A 16,905-nucleotide genomic window follows, 5' to 3' on the forward strand; every position below is an offset into this window, starting at 1 on the left:
CCCCCCACCGGCCGCAACGACCAGTACGGCCCCACCACCCCACGAAACTCCCCCACCCGACCCCCACGCCCCTCATCCCGGAACAACGCCCCAGGAGGCGGCACTTCGGGCTCACCCGAAGGCCCCTCCGAGCACCTCTCCGAGGGCCCCTGACCGTTCGGCACACCCGCGTTCTCGCACACGTCAACTCCGCTCCGTAGTTGTCCCACTACCAAGAGGCTTCAGAGTGGCCTAGAGTCGGGCCGTCTTCAACGTTCCGGAAAGGGAGGGCACGTTGGTCAACATCAAGCCGTTGAACCCGGAAGCAAGCCCGAGGGCCGCTTATGGGGCCCGCTTACGCAGTTCGCGCGAGTCGCGCGGCTGGACGCAGGATGAACTCGCTGGCCTGGGAGGGTACTCGGGCAGGCACATCTCTGCGGTGGAAACTGGCCGCAAACCGCCAACGCTCCCGTTCTCGCGGAGCATGGATACTGTCTTCGGATTCACCAGTACCGCCGAATCGTTCGAACGCGCGTGGACAGAGCTGCGGAACGGCAGCCTGCTGGAGGGCTTCCCCGAGTACCTGAGCCAGGAGAACCGCGCGGCTGAGATCCGATTGTTCGACATCGGCGTGGTGCCGGGGTTGCTCCAGACGCCGGAGTACGCAACGGTCCTGGAAGAGGGCAACGTGCGACGGGGCACCATCACTCCGGACCAGGCCGCCGAGCGGGTCGAGGCACTGATGGACCGACAGTCCATTCTGACGCGGCGCAACCCGCCGATCCTGATCGTGGTGCTGGACGAGAGCTGCATCCGCCGCGTGATCGGCAGCCCCGCTGTCATGGAGCGCCAGATGACCCATCTGATCGAGTTCGCCGAACGACCCAACACCATGATCCAGGTGGCCCCCTTCACCATGGGCGAGCGCCGCCCGTTCGGCCGACAGGTGAACCTGCTGACCATGCCCGACCGCTCGGTGATGTCCTACGTGGAGTCCGAAACCAACGGGTACTTGGACAGGGAATTGACGTCTGTGCTGCCGTTGGTGAGGTACTACCATCAGCTTCAAGCCGAGGCGCACTCCCAGGCGGCCTCCGTGGCCATGTTCGACGAGGCACGAAAGGGCACCCCCCGATGACTGATTCCCCCTCCCCCCTCTGGATCAAGTCCTCTTACAGCGGCAACGGCGGGACCTGCGTCGAGTGGGCCCCGGCCCAGGTGCCCACCACCGGCGTCGTCCCCGTACGCGACTCCAAGAACCCGGGTGGCCCCGTGCTGCACGCCTCTTCCACCGCCTTCGCGACCTTCGTCGCAAACGTCAAGAGCGGAGAGTTCGGAGCCGCCTGACCAACGGGCATCCCGCACTTCTCATCCGCAAGGCCCCACCGTGCGCTGCACGGTGGGGCCTTCGCGCTCTCCGTTCCCGCCTGTTTGCCCCCTCGGCCCGAAGGGCACCTGGAACGCGGCACGGCTTTCGCGTTCGCACCCCGGACAGACACGAAAGGGTTCCCATGTCGGTCAAGGCCCCCCTCTGGTTCACGTCCTCCTACAGCGGCGGTGGCGGCTCCTGCGTCGAGGTCGCCACCAACCTCGCCGCCCCGCACGGCATCGTCCCCGTACGCGACTCCAAGAACCCGCACGGACCCGTACTCCGCACCACCCCCACCGCCTTCACCGCCTTCGTCACAGGCGTCAAGAGCGGAGACTTCGGCGGGAGCCCGGCCTAGGTACTGGCGGGCTCTCGGATTCAGCGGTCGCCACAAAGCCCAGCAGATCGGGGCAGACAGGCCGATGCGGGTTTTCGTGCTCGGGCTGACGGTGGAGTGCGGCAGAGTGGCCGTATGGGAACAAGTCTGGGGACTGTGGTAATCACCGGTGCGGCCGGGCGAGTTGGGTCGGCGGTGCGGGTCGGCTTGCGCGGTGACGTCGAGCGCCTGGTGCTTGTCGATCGTGTTGGTCTCGCCGTGCAGGACGCGGTCGAGGATGTGCGGCAGTTCGACCTGCGTGACGCCGAGGCGGTGACGGCGGCTTTGGCGGGTGCCGACGCGGTGGTGCATCTGGGCGGGGTCCCGGATGAAGCGCCCTTGCCGGACCTGCTGGACGGCAACGTTCTGGGGACGCACAACGTGCTGGAGGGGGCACGGCGGCAAGGGGTCGGGCGGGTGCTGCTCGCCAGCAGCAACCGTCTCACCGGCTTCTATTCGGCGTCGCAGACAGTGACTGCCGAGATGCCTCCACGACCGGATGGTCTCTATGGGGTGAGCAAGGTCGCGGTCGAGGCCCTGGGACGCCTGTATGCGGACAAGTTCGGCCTGTCCGTGGTGTGTCTGCGCATCGGGAGCTTCGAGGACGTACCAACCGAGCATCGTCACCTGGCGACGTGGCTGAGCCCCCGCGACTGCCTCGGTTTCATTCGTGCAGCCCTCCACGCCCGCGACGTCCACTTCGAGACCGTCTATGCCGTTTCCGCCAATGCCCGCCGGTTCTGGGACATCGAAGCCGGAGCGGCCTTGGGATACGTGCCCATGGACGACGCGGAAGCGCATGCGCCGGGTCTCCCACCGGGCGGGGACGCGGCGAGCAGCTTGCAGGGCGGCGCCTATGCCGATGCGGAGTACACGCTTCGGCATGTGTGAAGCCGGCTGAACGCGGTGGCCAGGCAGGCCAGCCACCGCGTCCGATCGCTGTGCTCCTCCTCCGCACCGAAGGGACGTCGGCCCGGGGGCGGCTACACGCCGGTGGCGCCGTCGACGCGTTCGCGGACCAGGTCGGCGTGGCCGTTGTGGCGGGCGTACTCCTCGATCATGTGGACGTAGATCCAGCGGAGGCTGACCTCCTGCCCCATGAAGCGGCCGGTGTCGGTCAGTGGGCGCCCGGCGCAGTGCTCGCGGGCGTGGGCGATCTCCGCGTGCCAGGTGGCGAGGGCGGCGCCCAGGGTGGCGTCGGCGGCCACGTCGAAGCCTCCGTCGGGGCCGTCCGGGTCGGCCTGCGGGTCGTGGATGGGCGGGGCCTGCTCACCGGCGAAGACGCGGCGGAACCAGTTCCGTTCGACCTCCGCCATGTGCTGGACCAGGCCGGTCAGCGTGAAGCCGGACGGTGGTACGGAGGCCGTGGCGGCCTGCTCGTCGTCCAGTCCCTCGCACTTCATGGCCAGGGTGGTGCGGTGGAAGTCGAGCCAGCCTTCGAGCGTCGTGCGCTCGTCGGCGTTCAGGGGCGGCATGGGTCGGTCGATGGCGCTCATCGGTCGATTATCGCCAGTGTCCGAACCCCGCCCGCGGGCAGGACCTGTACCCCCTGGAAAAAGATGTGACACCCCTTCACCGGTCGATCGTCACATTCTTTTCCGAGCACCCCCCGACGCAGGTCTCCGGCATGCCGCCTTCCCCCTCCGTCCGTCGCGCCGGCGAGCACGGCCGCTCGCCGACGCGGCATTCCCGGGACGCGCCTCAGCCGCAGCAGCCCCCGGCCCCCGACGCGGCCGCCGCCGGGGCCGGGGCCGGCGCCGTGGACGGCTTGACGGCGCGGACGATCGCCGCGTGCATGCCGTCGGCCACCGCGTGGGTGGGCACGATCTCGATGTCCGTGAACCCGGCGGCCGCCAGACCGGACCGGTACTCGGCGAACGAGAGGGCCCCGGCGATGCATCCCACGTAGTCGCCGCGCTCGGCCCGCTGGGCGGGGGTGAGGGCATCGTCGGCAACGACGTCGGAGATCCCGATCCGGCCCCCCGGCCGCAGAACGCGGAGCATCTCGGCGAACACGGCCGGCTTGTCGGTGGACAGATTGATCACGCAGTTGGAGATGACGACGTCGATCGTGGCCGCCGGAAGCGGGACAGCCTCGATCGTGCCCTTGAGGAATTCGACGTTCCGCGCACCCGCCTTCGCCGCGTTGGCGAGGGCCAGCGCCAGCATCTCCTCGGTCATGTCGAGCCCGTACGCCTTGCCGGTGGGGCCGACGCGGCGGGCGGACAGCAGAACGTCGATACCGCCGCCGGACCCGAGGTCCAGGACCCGCTCGCCCTCGCGGAGATCGGCGACGGCGGTGGGGTTGCCGCAGCCGAGGGAGGCGGCGACGGCCTCGGTGGGCAGCGCCCCGCGCTCGTCGTCGGCGTACAGGGCCGAGCCGAAGTTCTCGTCGACCTCCACCGGCTCGGCGCCGCAACAGCCCGCGCCGACGCCCTCCGCACCCTCGGCGCCCCCGGCACCCTCGGTGACCTGGAGCGCGGAGGCCGCGTAACGGCGGCGGACGGTCTCACGGAGTTCGGTGGGGTCGGTCATGGCCGCTCCTCGGTTCGTCGCACGGGACACATGCTCTGCATTGACGTTCATCGATGCAAGCTTGCGCTCTGGATCGAAGTTCGTCAACATAGAAGGATGTCGAATCAAGAACTGGTCGTGCTCGGCCAGGACGAGGAAACGGGCTCCGAGGGCTGCTGTCCGACGCTGCTGACCGCCCCCATGGACGAGGACCGGGCCACCGAGCTCGCGAAGCTGTTCAAGGCACTCGGCGACCCGGTCCGGCTGCGGCTGCTGTCGATGATCGCCTCGCGGGCCGGCGGCGAGATCTGCGTCTGCGACCTGACCCCGGCCTTCGACCTGTCGCAGCCGACCGTCTCCCACCACCTGAAGCTGCTGAAGCAGGCCGGGCTGATCGCCTCCGAGCGCCGGGGCACCTGGGTCTACTACCGGCTCGTCCCCGAGACCACCGACCGGCTCGCCGCCGCACTGGCCCGGCCGGACGAGACCGTGGCGGACGCCTCGTGACCGGGACGGAGACCGCATCCGCGTCCGCATCGGGGTCGGCTTCGGCGTCGGCTTCGGAGCCCGGGGCGGGTCGGGTCGCGGGGCGGCTGTCGTTCGTCGACCGGTTCCTCGCCGTGTGGATCCTGGTGGCGATGGGGGCCGGACTCGGCCTGGGACGGCTGGTGCCGGGGCTGGGTGACGCGCTCGCGAAGGTGACCGTCACGGGCGTCTCGCTGCCGATCGCGCTCGGCCTGCTGGTGATGATGTATCCGGTGCTCGCGAAGGTCCGCTACGACCGGGTGGGCACCGTCACCCGCGACCGGCGCCTGCTGCTGCCCTCGCTGCTGCTGAACTGGATCGTCGGCCCGGCGCTGATGTTCGCGCTGGCCTGGCTCCTCCTGCCGGACCTGCCCGAGTACCGGACCGGGCTGATCATCGTGGGCCTCGCCCGCTGCATCGCCATGGTCATCATCTGGAACGACCTGGCGTGCGGGGACCGGGAGGCCGCCGCCGTGCTGGTCGCGCTCAACAGCGTCTTCCAAGTCATCGCCTTCGCCGGTCTCGGCTGGTTCTACCTGTCCGTCCTGCCGGGGTGGCTCGGGCTGGAGCAGACCGTGCTGGACGTGTCGGTGTGGGAGATCGCCCGCTCCGTACTGATCTTCCTCGGCATCCCGCTGCTCGCCGGGTTCCTCACCCGCCGCCTGGGCGAACGGGCCCGGGGCCGCACCTGGTACGAGTCGAAGCTGATCCCTCGGATCGGGCCGTTCGCCCTGTACGGGCTGCTGTTCACCATCGTGGTGCTCTTCGCGCTCCAGGGCGACGCCATCACCTCCCGGCCGCTCGACGTGGCCCGGATCGCGCTGCCGCTGCTGGTGTACTTCGCGGTCATGTGGACGGGTTCCATGGCGCTGGGGCGCTTGGTCGGCCTGGACCACCCGCGTGCCACGACCCTCGCGTTCACCGCGGCGGGCAACAACTTCGAGCTGGCCATCGCGGTCGCCATCGCCACCTTCGGCGCCTCGTCGGGCCAGGCGCTCGCCGGAGTGGTCGGCCCGCTCATCGAAGTGCCGGTCCTCATCGGGCTGGTCCATGTCGCTCTCGCCGCCCGCCGGTTCTTCCCGGCCGGCACCCCCGAAGGGACCGTACGTGACTGAGGCCCCCGGCGCCGGGCGGAAGCCCTCGGTGCTGTTCGTCTGCGTCCACAACGCGGGCCGTTCGCAGATGGCCGCGGCCTGGCTCAGCCACCTCGCCGGGGACCGGATCGAGGTCCGCTCCGCCGGCTCCGCGCCGGCCGGGGCCGTCAACCCGGTCGCCGTCGCCGCCATGGCCGAGGCCGGGGTCGACATCTCCGCCGAAGTGCCCAAGGTCCTGACCACCGACGCCGTCCGCGCCGCCGACGCCGTCGTCACGATGGGCTGCGGGGACACCTGCCCCGTCTTCCCGGGCAAGCGCTACCTGGACTGGGTGCTCGACGACCCGGCGGGCCAGGGCATCGACACCGTCCGCGCCGTCCGGGACCGGATCAGGGCCCTGGTGGAGGAGCTGATCGCCGAACTCGTGCCTGCCGGCGGCGGGGAACCGGCCGTCCGCGCCGCCCAGGCCGAAGAATCGCCCTGAGGGCTGTCCCGCAATCCCCGGTGGATCAGCGTGCGGCCCCGGACGAAGGCCGCCCGGTCCATCGAGGTGGAGGCCGGGGTCGGTCACGGGGAGTAGGGCCCGCGCCCCATGCGCGCCACGGGGGCCGGGCTCTAGGGTCGGCGCTCATGGAGACGACCACCGGGAACGTCCGGCGCCGGACGGAAGAACGCAGGCGCGACACGCTGGAGCGGCTCGGCGGTGAACGCGACATCTGGGTGTCGACGGCGCACCCCGAGCACGGGCCGCATCAGGTGCCCCTGTGGTTCCTGTGGGACGGGCAGGCCGTCTGGATGTGCACCACCGCCGCCTCCGCGACCGCGCGGAACGTCCGGGCGGAGCCCCGCGTACGGCTGGCGCTCCAGGACACCATGGACGTGGTGCTCCTCCAGGGCGAGGCGGAGTGCTTCTCGGACCGGGAGGTGCCGGGGGAGGTGGCGGACGCGTACACCGCGAAGTTCGGCTGGGACCCGCGGACGGAGGAGGCTTCCCACCTGTACGTGCGTGTCGCGCCCCGGACCGTACGCGCCTGGCGCGGCGTGCCCGAACTGCGCGGCCGGGTCGTCATGCGCGGCGGGGCGTGGGTGGAGTAGGGCGCTCCCGCCCCGGGGCGGCGGGGCTCCCCACTCGCGCGTCGGAGCGCCGGATCAGTCGTCGATGTCGACGCGGTCGAACTCCCACAGCTGGGTGGGCGATCCACTGCGCCCGTCCAGCTTGACCTGCGGGACGTCGTCCCGGTCCAGCGTGGCGATCCGGTCGGCGCCGGGGAGCCCGATGGTGAACCTGCGGTTGCCCGCCGACTCGATGGTCCACTCGCCGGGCTTCTTCGTCGCCGAGAGGGAGACCGCGTCCTCCCGAGGGACGAAGGCGTAGTGGCCGAACCGGGCCGGGCCCGCGCTGATCGTGTACCGGTCGGGGGCGACCTCCTCCACCGTCCACTTCTCGACGAGCCGGCCGCCGAAGTACCGCAGCGGAACGTCGATCGGTGGATAGATCATCGGGACGGGGCCGATGCCCAGGCCGGACCCCGGCTCGGAGGCCACGTTGTGGATCACGTAGACGCCCGGGACGGGGGCGGCCGGGGCCGGGGCGGCGGGGGTCGCCGCATGGGTGGGCACGGTGGCGGTGAGGCTCAGCACGGCGAGCGCCGCCGCGGCGGCCGGAATCGTCTTCATGCCGGAGGAACGAACGCCTCCGGCCCGGGTCACGCCCCGGTACGCGATCCGGGGGACGCGGAACGGGGCGCGGGGCGGCGCGTGCGCCGGGTCACTTCCGCCAGAACAGGTGGTGCGTCACTCCGCTCGGGCTGGGGACGACATCCAGGTGGAAGCGGTCGCGCAGCTCGTCCGGGGACTCCCAGAGCCGCGAACCGGCCCCCAGCTCCACCGGCGCCACCGCCACGTGCAACGTGTCCACCAGGTCGGCTTCGAGGAACGCCCGGATGAGGGTGGCCCCGCCGCCCAGGCGCACGTCCTTGCCCCGCGCCGCCTCCTTCGCCCGTTCGAGCACCGCCGCCGGGGTGTCGTCGACGAAGTGGAACGTGGTGTCGGAGAGCGTGAACGACGGGCGCGGGTGGTGCGTCATCACGAACACCGGGGTGTGGAACGGGGGCGTGTCGCCCCACCAGCCGAGCCAGTCGTGATTCTGCCAAGGGCCCACCTGGGGGCCGAACTTGCGGCGGCCCATGATCTCCGCGCCGATGTTGTGGTGGAAGTCCCGGGTGAGGTAGTCGTCGAGGCCCCGGCTGCCGCCGGGGTCGGTCCGGTTCGGCCAGCTCGCGGTGGCCCCGGCCCAGGAGACCAGGGCCCCGGGGTCGGCGTGCCCGAAGGGCGTCTCCAGGCTCTGGCCCTCCCCCGCCCCGAAACCGTCGCTCGACACGCAGAAGTTCTGGACCTTCAGCAGCTGTCCCATGTCTCTCTTCCCATGTGTGGCCCGGTGCGGCAGGCCTGCCGCACCGGTTCGGACTGTGGATCTTCCGTGCAGGTGAGGACTGTTCCGAGCCGGAGAACTCATCGGGTCCTGGGACGCGGCCCGCGCCCCAGGACCGATAACCGGAGCGGTCTCCTACGCTTATCGCCATGGTCAGCCCTTCCGCGTACGCCCTCGTCGCCACCGACCTGGACGGCACCCTGCTGCGCAGCGACGACACCGTGAGCCTCCGGACCCGGGCGGCGCTCGCGCTGGCCGCGCGCGCGGGCACCCGGCATATCGTGGTGACGGGACGGCCGGTGCCCGCGATACGCGGACTCCTGGACGGGCTCGGCTACCGGGGGCCCGCCGTGTGCGGGCAGGGGGCCCAGCTGTACGACGCCGGGTCCGGGCGGCTGCTGCACGCGCTCACCCTGGACCGGGAGGCGGCCGAGACGGCACTGGGCAAGATCGAGGCCCAGGTGGGGCCGGTCTTCGCCGCCGTGGACCAGGAAGGGACCGAGGGGCGGACCCTGATCGAGCCGGGCTTCCGGATGCCCCATCCGAGGCTCCCCGCCCAACGGATCGAGAAGCGGGCCGAGTTGTGGTCCGCTCCCGTACTGAAGGTGCTCGTCCGTCATCCGAGGCTCACCGACGACGCGCTGGCCGCGGCGGCCCGCGCGGCCGTCGGCGAACTCGCCACCGTCACCCTCTCCGGCCCCGGCACGGTCGAACTCCAGCCGTACGGCGTCGACAAGGGCACCGGGCTGGCGCTGGCCGCCGCGTATCTCGGCGTGGACCCCGGGGCCTCGATCGCGTTCGGGGACATGCCCAACGACCTGCCGCTGTTCCGCACCGCCGGGCACGGCGTGGCCATGGCCGACGCCCATCCGGAGCTGCGGGCCGCCGCGGACGAGGTGACCGGGTCGAACGACCGGGACGGGGTCGCGCAGGTGCTGGAGCGGCTGTACGGCTGACGGGCGGGCCCGAGGGGCGACGAGGAAACGGGCGACGGGGGCCCGGACGGCGAAGGCACGGGCGACGGGGGCGACACGGGCGCGCCGGCCGTCAGAGCGTCATGACGCAGTAGAGCCGGTGCGGCTCGGGGTGGGCCCGTGCCTCCTCGGCCAGCTCCGCCAGATCGTCCAGGAAGCCGGCCAGCTCCTCGGGCTCGGCGTCTCCCCCGAACTCCTCGATCCCCGACCACGCCTCGGCCACCGCCGCGAAGCCGCCGGGTCTCGCCGCCGTGAGCGCGTCGCGCAGCTCGTCGGTGAGCGTGACCAGCCAGCGGGAGTCGTCCTCCGGGGAGCTGAGGAGCCGGTTGAAGCGCGGGAGCGACCTGACGTCCTCGTACGGCGTGCCGGTCAGCCCGCTCTCGGCCTGGCCCAGCTGCACGTACGGTTCGATCCCCTTGACCGGGAGCAGCGGGTGGCCGGACTCCTCGATGCCGCGCTCGAAGGCGGCCAGCGCCGCCGCGTCGTCCGGCGCGCTGAAGTAGTCGTAGAAGATCCCCATGCCCGCATGCTGGCACGCGGGTCTGACAATCCGTCCGGTCCGGCGGTGCATGGGCCCCGGCTCAGGGGGTGGGTGTCGCCCCGATCGAGCGGAGCACATGCGCGACCAGGTCGGCGATCTCCTTCTCGTCCTGCATCGGTCTGCGCAGCACATGGCGGAAGTACAGCGGTCCGATCAGCATCTCCACCGCCAGTCGCAGATCGGCGTCCGGCGGTATCTGGCCCTGCTCCTGGGCCCGTCGCAGCCGGTCGACCGCCTCTTCGAAGCGGGGGTCGAGCAGCTTGCCGCGGACCGTGCGGGTGAGTTCCTCGTCGTGGTGCATCTCGGAGAGGATTCCGGCGAACGCGGGGCCCAGCGGCGGGGTGGAGACCAGCCGGGACGCGCTCTCCAGCGTGGCCCGGAGATCGGCGACGACGTCCCCGGTGTCCTGGTACGTCATCGTGTCGACCAGGCCCTCGGCGAACGCTTCGAGGAGCACCGCGCTCTTCGACGGCCACCAGCGGTAGATCGTCTTCTTGCTGACACCGGCCCGGGCCGCGATGGCCTCGACGGTGACCCGGCCGTACCCCTTCTCCGTGCACAGTTCGAGGGCCGCCGTCAGCGTGGCCCTCCGTGATCGCTCGCTACGGCGCTCTGAAAACGGCGATGTGATCATTCGGTGAGCATAGGGGTGTTTGAACAGGGCCTTGTTGACAGCCTGTCGTCACAGGTCGAACAATATCGAGGCGGAAACGGAACGTGCCGTGTCGTGTCGTTCCGGTGATCCGCACCGTTCGTGCCGTTCGTGCCGCGACGAGCCGATCGGGGGACGGCTCGCCCGGCCGACGGTGCGACGGGCAGGTGCCCCGCCCGCCACCGCCGTTCACGCGGTGATGTCCTTCGCCGTGAACCGGGCCCAGGCCGCCGAGCCGAACACCGCCGCGTACAGCCCCTGGAGCCCGAGGTTCTTGACCACCTCGTCCCAGTAGACGGGGGCGCGCAGCAGGTCCGCGTACGACATCCAGTAGTGCGGGAAGAGGTAGGGGTGGACCGCGCTCAGCTGCGGGATGCCGTCGACGATCTGCACGGTGATCAGCAGGCCGACGGTGGCGGCCATGGCGGCGACGCCGCTGCCGGTGAGCGTCGAGACGAACAGGCCGACGGCGGCGAAGCCGACCAGCGAGGCCGCGACGACGACCGCGATCAGTCCGGCCCGCAGCAGTCCCTCGCCGAAGCCGATCCGGGTGCCCGAGATGGTGGTGACGTCGCCGGCCGGGAAGAGCAGCAGGCCCACGGCCAGGGCCGACACCGCCACGACCAGGGTGGCGAGCAGGCAGAACACCAGCACCGAGGCGTACTTCGTCAGCAGCAGCCGGGTCCGGCCGGCCGGGGCTACCAGCAGGTAGCGCAGCGTTCCGGCCGCGGCCTCGCCCGCGACCGCGTCGCCCGCGACGACCCCGACGGCCATCGGCAGGAAGATCGGGAGGGTGACGGCGAGGGCGGCGAAGACCAGGAAGAGGCCGTTGTTGGTGACCTGGGAGAGGAAGGCCGGTCCCGCCGCGTCGCCTCCCCCGTCCGGGCCGGGCGAGGAGCCGTGCCCGGTCTCGATCCGTACCGCGATGCCGATCAGCACGGGCACCGCGGCCAGCAGCCCGAGCAGGGCCAGGGTGCGCCAGCGGCGGAGGGTCAGGGACAGCTCGGAGCGGAGGATGCCGAAGGTCCACAGCGGGTTGCGGGACACCCGCCCGGAAACGGAGGCGGGGGCGGGGGAAGGGGCGGTTTCAGCCTGCGACATCGAAACCCTCTCCGGTGAGTGCGACGAAGGCGTCCTCCAGCGAGGCCCGTTCGATCCCGAAGGACCGCAGGCGTACGCCGGCGTGGACCAGGGCGGCGCTGAGGTCGGCGAGTTCGGTGCCGGGTGGCGGGGCCTCGGCGTCGACCCGGTCGCCGTCGACGGTGATCCCGGTGACGCCCAGCTCCCCCAGGACGCGGGCGGCGTCGCCCGGGTCGGGGGTGGTGACGGCCAGCCGGCCCCGGGCGCCCGCCGCCAGCTCGGCGACCGGGCCCTGGGTGAGGAGGCGGCCCCGGGCCATCACCGCCGCGTGCGTGCAGACCTGCTCGATCTCGTCGAGGAGGTGCGAGGAGAGGAAGACCGTGGTGCCGTCCGCCGCCAGCTCCCGGACCAGGGTGCGGATCTCCCGCATGCCCTGCGGGTCCAGGCCGTTGGTCGGTTCGTCGAGGACCAGCAGGCGGCGCGGGCGGAGCAGGGCGGCGGCGAGGCCGAGGCGCTGCTTCATGCCGAGCGAGTACGCCTTGGCCTTCTTCCCGGACGCGGCGGCGAGGCCGACCCGGTCCAGGGCCTCGGCCACCCGGGCCCGGCGGGTGCGCGGATCGGCGGTCGGGTCGGCGGAGTCGTACCGCAGGAGGTTGTCCCGGCCGCTGAGGAAGCCGTACGGGGCGGGGCCCTCGATCAACGTGCCGACCTGCGGGAGCACGGTGCGGGCGGCGTCGGGCACCGGGTGGCCGAGGAGCCGTGCGGTGCCGGAGGTCGGGGTGATCAGGCCCATCAGCATCCGGATGGTGGTGGTCTTGCCCGAGCCGTTGGGGCCGAGGAAGCCGAAGACGCTGCCGCCGGGGACCGTGAGGTCGAGGCCGTCGACGGCGAGCTGGCCGCCCCGGTACCGCTTGGTGAGGCCCCGGGTCTCGATCACGGGGCCGGGGGCGGCGGCCGTCGCGGGCTGTGTCATACGTACTCCCCCAGGGGTCGGACGGGACCGCCCCGCCGTACGGAGCGTACGACGGGGCGGCCGGGCGGTGCGTGGTGCGGTGCGCTGTACGGGCCCGCGCCCGTACCGTCAGGAGGCGCCGTTCGCGACCTCGACCAGCTTCTCCTTGGTGACGGCGCCGACGTAGACGCGGCCGTCGTCGGTCATCAGCGTGTTGACGACGCGGGTCTGGAAGACGGTGCCCGAGCCGAACTTCCCGCTGACCTTGTCACCCAGCGCATCCAGGAACTGCCGGGCCTCGGCCGGGGCCTCCTGCGACGCCTTGTCGGGGAGCCCGGCGGCGCCCGGGACCTTGAACTCGGCGACGGCGCTCCAGCCCTCGCCGATGACCCGGGCCCCCTTCACACCCTGGTCCCCCGCGCCGAGCTGCCCGGCGCCCGGGACCAGGCCCTCCAGGCCCTCCAGCCCCTTCGCGTCGGACCGGCCGGCCTTCCCGCCGCCCTCGTCCTCCTGGGCCTCGGTCACCTCGGTGCCCTTGGCCGGGGTGAAGGTGAACAGGGAGGCGTCCGGCTTCGCGAAGTCCACCTTGGTGAACCCGGCGTCGACGATCGCCTTGCCGCCCGAGCTCGGCAGCAGGGTGAACTTGAGCGGTACGCCGTTCTCCGCGTCGACCGCGATGGTGGCCGAGCCGATCGTGGAGCCGCTCTGCTTCGGCTTGACCACCAGCCGGTACGCGTCGCGCCCGGCGACCCGCGCGGTGCCGTCGACCGTCACCGAGGTGGTCGGTCCGGCGGCCTCCAGCACCTGCTCGGCCAGGGCCTGCGGGGTGGTGGGCACGCCCTCGGGCACGGACCGCTTCCCGGCGCGGTGCCCGGCGTCCTTCCCCGCCTCGTCCGCGGTGGCGTGGTAGGCCGTGTCGGACTTGCTGTCGTACGCCCAGACCTGGTCGCCGTTGCGGATCAGGCTGTACTCGGCGGCGTCGTCCAGGATGGACAGCCGCTGCTTGTCGGGGCCGTCGGCGGCCAGCCGGAGCGTGTGCGTGCCCGACACCAGCTCCGTCATCCGGTCCTTCGGGTCGGCGCTCGCGCCGCCCCGGCCGCCCGGCCCGTCCTCGCCGCCGGTGAAGGCGCCGGCCAGGCCGCCGAGCGAGGGGATGCCGAGGTCCGTGCTGATCCGCATCGTGCCGGAGAGCCGCTGCGTGTCCGAGGCGGCGATCTTCTCGATGAGTTCCTGCGCGCCGATCTTCGGCAGTTCGGGGTCGCCGGAGCTCGCGAGCGCCGGGACGAGCCCGATCGTCGCGGCGGCCACCCCGGCCACCGCGACCGGGACGATGTAGCGCGCCGCCTTGCGGCGTCCGACGCCGCCGTCGGCCGTGGTGCCGGTCGCTGCGCTGTCGTTCGGTGCCATCTGTGCCCTACCTCCGTGGTCGGCGGCTTCCGTCCGGTTGCCCGTTCCGTGCCCACTCCGCGCCGCCATTCTCACCCGGTTCGGTCAGGAGTGGTTGTTCTCCATCTGACCAAATCGGCGGCCCCGGAACGTCAGCCCGCGGAAGCAACTCCGCCTACCTCTACGGGATGACACCGCGCCCCGCCGTACCGCGAACCGCGTCGGGGATGTCCCTGACACCCCACCGGCCGCAGGGGCCCCGCAAGGGGGTGACAGGGGCTCAGGGCCTGTGCCGGGTGGCCTTCGGCCGATGGGCGGACAGGACGTGGCGGCTCGGCCGGAGGCCGCCCGACAGGCTCTCAGCCCGCGCGGTGGACCACCGCGTCGCACAGCTCGTACAGCGCGGCCTTCGCGTAGCCGTCGGGCAGCGGCGCCAGCGTGGCGCGCGCCTCCTCCGCGTACCGCACGGTGTCCCGCCGGGCCTGCTCCAGCGCCGGGTGGGCGCGCAGCCTGCGCAGCGCCTCGGCGTGCCGGGCGTCGTCGCCGAGGTCGCCGTCGAGCAGCTCGACGAGCTCCACGTCCTCGGGCCTGCCCTCGGCCGCGGCCCGGGCCCGCAGATGGAGCACGGGGAGCGTCGGGATGCCCTCGCGGAGGTCGGTGCCCGGGGTCTTCCCGGACTCGTGGGAGTCGGAGGCGATGTCGAGCACGTCGTCGGCGAGCTGGAAGGCGACGCCGAGCCGCTCCCCGTACTGGGTCAGCACGTCGACCGCCGCATCGTCCGCGCCGGCCGTCATCGCGCCGAAGCGGCAGGCCACCGCGATCAGCGAGCCGGTCTTGCCGCGCAGCACCTCCAGGTAGTGCTCCACCGGGTCGGCGCCCTCGGCCGGGCCGGCGGTCTCCAGGATCTGGCCGGTGACCAGCCGCTCGAACGCCTCCGCCTGGACGCGCACGGCCTCCGGGCCGAGGTCGGCCAGTATGTGCGAGGCCCGGGAGAAGAGGAAGTCGCCGGTCAGCACGGCCACCGAGTTGCTCCAGCGGGTGTTGGCGCTGGGCACGCCGCGGCGCACCTCCGCCTCGTCCATCACGTCGTCGTGGTACAGCGTCGCGAGGTGCGTCAGCTCGACGACGACGGCGGCGGGCACCACGCCCGGCGCGTCCGGGTCACCGAACTGGGCGGCCAGTATCCCGAGCAGCGGCCGGAAGCGCTTGCCCCCGGCACGGACCAGATGCTGCGCGGCCTCCGTGATGAAGGGCACGCTGCTCTTGGTGGCATCGAGCAGCCCGGACTCGACAGCGGCCAACCCGGCCTGGACACCGGCCTCAAGCGCCTGGTCCCGCACGCTCAGCCCGAACGGCCCGACGACGGTCACGAGGGGTTCTCCTGTCTGCTGTCGATCACACGGAATGTCGATGTGTCGCTGCCATCACTCAAGTCAGCGTATCCGGTCCCCTTTGGATCACCGTGGGCGCCTTCCCGCCACCGCCGGTATGTTCGGGATCAGCTCATACGATCAGGAGTTCTCCCTTTGTCCCCCACGGCCTCCGACACCCAGCCGACCAAACCGCCCCGCACGGACGACCATGCCTTTTTCGGCCAGCCACGGGGTCTGATGACCCTGTCGGGCCTGGAGGTCTGGGAGCGGTTCTCGTTCCTGGGCATGCAGGCGATTCTGGTCCTCTACTTCGCCGACACGGTGTCCCGCGGCGGCATGGGCATGTCGCCCGGCACCGCCGCCTCGGTCTCGGCCGCCTACGGCACACTCGTCTACCTGGTGTCCGTCGCGGGCGGCTGGCTCGCCGACCGGATGCTCGGCTCGTACCGCGCGGTGCTCTACGGCGGCGTCCTCATCGCCTGCGGGCACTACGCCATGGCGGTGCCCACCGACGCGATGACCTGGACCGGCCTCGGGCTGATCAGCGCGGGAACGGGCCTGCTCAAGCCCAATGTGGCCACCATGGTCGGCAAGCTCTACCGCACCGACGACGAGCGCCGGGACGCCGGATTCGCGCTCTACTACATGGGCATCAACATCGGCGCGTTCCTCGGCCCGCTGGTCACCGGCTGGCTCGGCGACCACGCGAGCTGGCACTGGGGCTTCTCGGCCGCCGCCTTCGGCATGACCCTCGGCCTGATCCAGTACGTACTGGGCCGCCGTCACCTGGCCGGGCGAAAGCACTCGGCCGAATTCGCCCTCGCCCCGGAGGCGATGCGGCGGGCCGTACGGCTCATCGTGGCCGGGGCCGTGGTCGTCGCCGTCCTCGCCACCGCCCTGTCCCTGGCGGGGTGGCTCACCATGGGCCGCCTCGTCGACCTGCTCACCCTGATCTCGGTGATCGCGCCGGTGGTGTACTTCGCGGTGATGTTCCGCAGCCCCCGGGTCACGGCCGAGGAACGCGGCAGGCTGCGCCCGTACGTGGTGCTCTTCCTGGCCTCGGTGGTGTTCAACTTCATCCTGTTCCAGGCGTACTCGACGATGATGCTGCTCGCGTCGACCAACGCCCGCACCGAGATCCTCGGTTTCCACTTCCCGGCTAGCTGGTACGCCTCCGCGCTCGGCGCCTTCGAGGTGGCGCTCGCCCCGGTGGTCGCCGCCGTCTGGGCACGGATGGGGCCGCGCCAGCCGCACGCCTCCAACAAGATCGCGATCGGGGTGATCCTCGGCGGGCTGTCGTTCCTGCTGATGGTCCTGCCCACCTCGGGCCACACCGGCGACACGTACAAGATGGCCGCCTGGTGGATCGTCGGCTCCTACCTGCTGCTCGGCCTCGGCGACATCCTGCTGGAGACCTCCGGCATGTCCGCGACCACCAAGCTCGCCCCCAAGGCGTTCACCAGCCAGACGATGGCGCTCTGGTTCCTCTCGCTGGCGCTCGCCAACGGCATCCAGGCCCAGGTCGTGAAGGTCTACGGCGAGGTCTCCAACCCCCTCTACTTCGGCATCAACGGCGCGATCGCGGTGGTGGGCGGCCTGGCCGTCGTCGCCGCCGCCCCCTGGCTCAGGCGCACCATGCACCCCGTCCACTGAGGTACC

General features: G+C 71.8%; 20 protein-coding genes. 10 read left to right on the forward strand and 10 right to left on the reverse strand.

Going from position 1 to position 16,905, the window contains the following annotated elements; genetic code table 11:
• Positions 1–274 precede the first annotated feature (274 nt).
• The 4 genes from ACWC97_RS26465 to ACWC97_RS26480 all read left to right on the forward strand — a co-directional run bounded on the left by ACWC97_RS26465 (position 275) and on the right by ACWC97_RS26480 (position 2,615).
• The gene (locus tag ACWC97_RS26465) at positions 275–1,117 is read left to right on the forward strand and encodes a helix-turn-helix domain-containing protein (protein ID WP_450651957.1); all 843 of its coding nucleotides are present in this window, start codon (positions 275–277) and stop codon (positions 1,115–1,117) included.
• Positions 1,114–1,326: a DUF397 domain-containing protein gene (locus tag ACWC97_RS26470; RefSeq protein WP_450651959.1), complete on the forward strand. Its 213-nt coding sequence runs from the start codon at positions 1,114–1,116 to the stop codon at positions 1,324–1,326. Before ACWC97_RS26465 ends, ACWC97_RS26470 begins: the two co-directional genes overlap by 4 nt.
• Before the next feature lie 164 nt (positions 1,327–1,490).
• A complete protein-coding gene (locus tag ACWC97_RS26475) occupies positions 1,491–1,706 on the forward strand; it encodes a DUF397 domain-containing protein (RefSeq protein ID WP_450651961.1) in 216 nt (71 codons plus the stop codon).
• 114 nt (positions 1,707–1,820) lie between these two features.
• Positions 1,821–2,615 (forward strand): NAD-dependent epimerase/dehydratase family protein, encoded by a 795-nt coding sequence (locus ACWC97_RS26480; protein ID WP_450651963.1) that lies wholly within the window; start codon positions 1,821–1,823, stop codon positions 2,613–2,615.
• A gap of 92 nt (positions 2,616–2,707) precedes the next feature.
• Here ACWC97_RS26480 and ACWC97_RS26485 read toward each other — a convergent pair whose 3' ends face one another.
• Together ACWC97_RS26485 and arsM are read right to left on the reverse strand one after the other, a co-directional pair.
• Positions 2,708–3,220: a DinB family protein gene (locus tag ACWC97_RS26485; protein WP_385208040.1), complete on the reverse strand. Its 513-nt coding sequence runs from the start codon at positions 3,218–3,220 to the stop codon at positions 2,708–2,710.
• A 205-nt stretch (positions 3,221–3,425) separates the two neighbouring features.
• Complete coding sequence (gene arsM / locus ACWC97_RS26490; RefSeq protein ID WP_450651965.1) at positions 3,426–4,259, reverse strand: arsenite methyltransferase; 834 nt, start codon at positions 4,257–4,259, stop codon at positions 3,426–3,428.
• A gap of 96 nt (positions 4,260–4,355) precedes the next feature.
• On the opposite strand from arsM, the gene ACWC97_RS26495 reads away from it, so the two are divergent.
• From ACWC97_RS26495 to ACWC97_RS26510, 4 genes are all read left to right on the forward strand, one after another.
• Positions 4,356–4,745 carry an ArsR/SmtB family transcription factor gene (locus ACWC97_RS26495; protein ID WP_450651967.1) on the forward strand — a complete coding sequence of 130 codons (390 nt, stop codon included), beginning with the start codon at positions 4,356–4,358 and terminating at the stop codon, positions 4,743–4,745.
• An 86-nt stretch (positions 4,746–4,831) separates the two neighbouring features.
• Complete coding sequence (gene arsB / locus ACWC97_RS26500) at positions 4,832–5,878, forward strand: ACR3 family arsenite efflux transporter (protein WP_352276165.1); 1,047 nt, start codon at positions 4,832–4,834, stop codon at positions 5,876–5,878.
• Positions 5,871–6,341, forward strand: coding sequence for an arsenate reductase ArsC (locus ACWC97_RS26505; RefSeq protein ID WP_352276045.1), 471 nt, complete (start codon positions 5,871–5,873; stop codon positions 6,339–6,341). Before arsB ends, ACWC97_RS26505 begins: the two co-directional genes overlap by 8 nt.
• 146 nt (positions 6,342–6,487) lie before the next feature.
• Positions 6,488–6,952: a pyridoxamine 5'-phosphate oxidase family protein gene (locus tag ACWC97_RS26510; protein ID WP_352276044.1), complete on the forward strand. Its 465-nt coding sequence runs from the start codon at positions 6,488–6,490 to the stop codon at positions 6,950–6,952.
• Positions 6,953–7,006: 54 nt separating this feature from the next.
• Here ACWC97_RS26510 and ACWC97_RS26515 read toward each other — a convergent pair whose 3' ends face one another.
• Entirely contained in the window at positions 7,007–7,534 is a 528-nt protein-coding gene (locus tag ACWC97_RS26515; RefSeq protein ID WP_450651970.1) for an RICIN domain-containing protein, read from the reverse strand.
• Between the two features lie 91 nt (positions 7,535–7,625).
• Positions 7,626–8,270, reverse strand: a complete 645-nt coding sequence (locus ACWC97_RS26520; protein ID WP_352276040.1) for a dihydrofolate reductase family protein — start codon at positions 8,268–8,270, stop codon at positions 7,626–7,628.
• A gap of 167 nt (positions 8,271–8,437) precedes the next feature.
• On the opposite strand from ACWC97_RS26520, the gene ACWC97_RS26525 reads away from it, so the two are divergent.
• Positions 8,438–9,244: an HAD family hydrolase gene (locus ACWC97_RS26525; protein ID WP_450651972.1), complete on the forward strand. Its 807-nt coding sequence runs from the start codon at positions 8,438–8,440 to the stop codon at positions 9,242–9,244.
• A gap of 91 nt (positions 9,245–9,335) precedes the next feature.
• Here ACWC97_RS26525 and ACWC97_RS26530 read toward each other — a convergent pair whose 3' ends face one another.
• The 6 genes from ACWC97_RS26530 to ACWC97_RS26555 form a co-directional block, all read right to left on the reverse strand.
• Positions 9,336–9,782: a hypothetical protein gene (locus ACWC97_RS26530; protein WP_352276038.1), complete on the reverse strand. Its 447-nt coding sequence runs from the start codon at positions 9,780–9,782 to the stop codon at positions 9,336–9,338.
• A gap of 61 nt (positions 9,783–9,843) precedes the next feature.
• Positions 9,844–10,437 carry a TetR/AcrR family transcriptional regulator gene (locus tag ACWC97_RS26535; RefSeq protein WP_352276037.1) on the reverse strand — a complete coding sequence of 198 codons (594 nt, stop codon included), beginning with the start codon at positions 10,435–10,437 and terminating at the stop codon, positions 9,844–9,846.
• A 207-nt stretch (positions 10,438–10,644) separates the two neighbouring features.
• On the reverse strand, positions 10,645–11,556 hold the full coding sequence (locus tag ACWC97_RS26540; RefSeq protein WP_352276036.1) for an ABC transporter permease: 912 nt from the start codon (positions 11,554–11,556) through the stop codon (positions 10,645–10,647).
• Positions 11,543–12,508, reverse strand: coding sequence for an ABC transporter ATP-binding protein (locus ACWC97_RS26545; RefSeq protein ID WP_352276034.1), 966 nt, complete (start codon positions 12,506–12,508; stop codon positions 11,543–11,545). The genes ACWC97_RS26540 and ACWC97_RS26545 overlap by 14 nt, the downstream gene beginning before the upstream one ends.
• A gap of 108 nt (positions 12,509–12,616) precedes the next feature.
• Positions 12,617–13,894: a LolA family protein gene (locus tag ACWC97_RS26550; protein WP_450651975.1), complete on the reverse strand. Its 1,278-nt coding sequence runs from the start codon at positions 13,892–13,894 to the stop codon at positions 12,617–12,619.
• A 338-nt stretch (positions 13,895–14,232) separates the two neighbouring features.
• Complete coding sequence (locus ACWC97_RS26555; protein WP_352276031.1) at positions 14,233–15,243, reverse strand: polyprenyl synthetase family protein; 1,011 nt, start codon at positions 15,241–15,243, stop codon at positions 14,233–14,235.
• A gap of 156 nt (positions 15,244–15,399) precedes the next feature.
• Here ACWC97_RS26555 and ACWC97_RS26560 point away from each other — a divergent pair, with 156 nt between their 5' ends.
• On the forward strand, positions 15,400–16,899 hold the full coding sequence (locus ACWC97_RS26560) for a peptide MFS transporter (RefSeq protein ID WP_352276029.1): 1,500 nt from the start codon (positions 15,400–15,402) through the stop codon (positions 16,897–16,899).
• Positions 16,900–16,905 lie beyond the last annotated feature (6 nt).

The sequence above is a fragment of the Streptomyces sp. NPDC001108 genome (genome assembly GCF_053598535.1).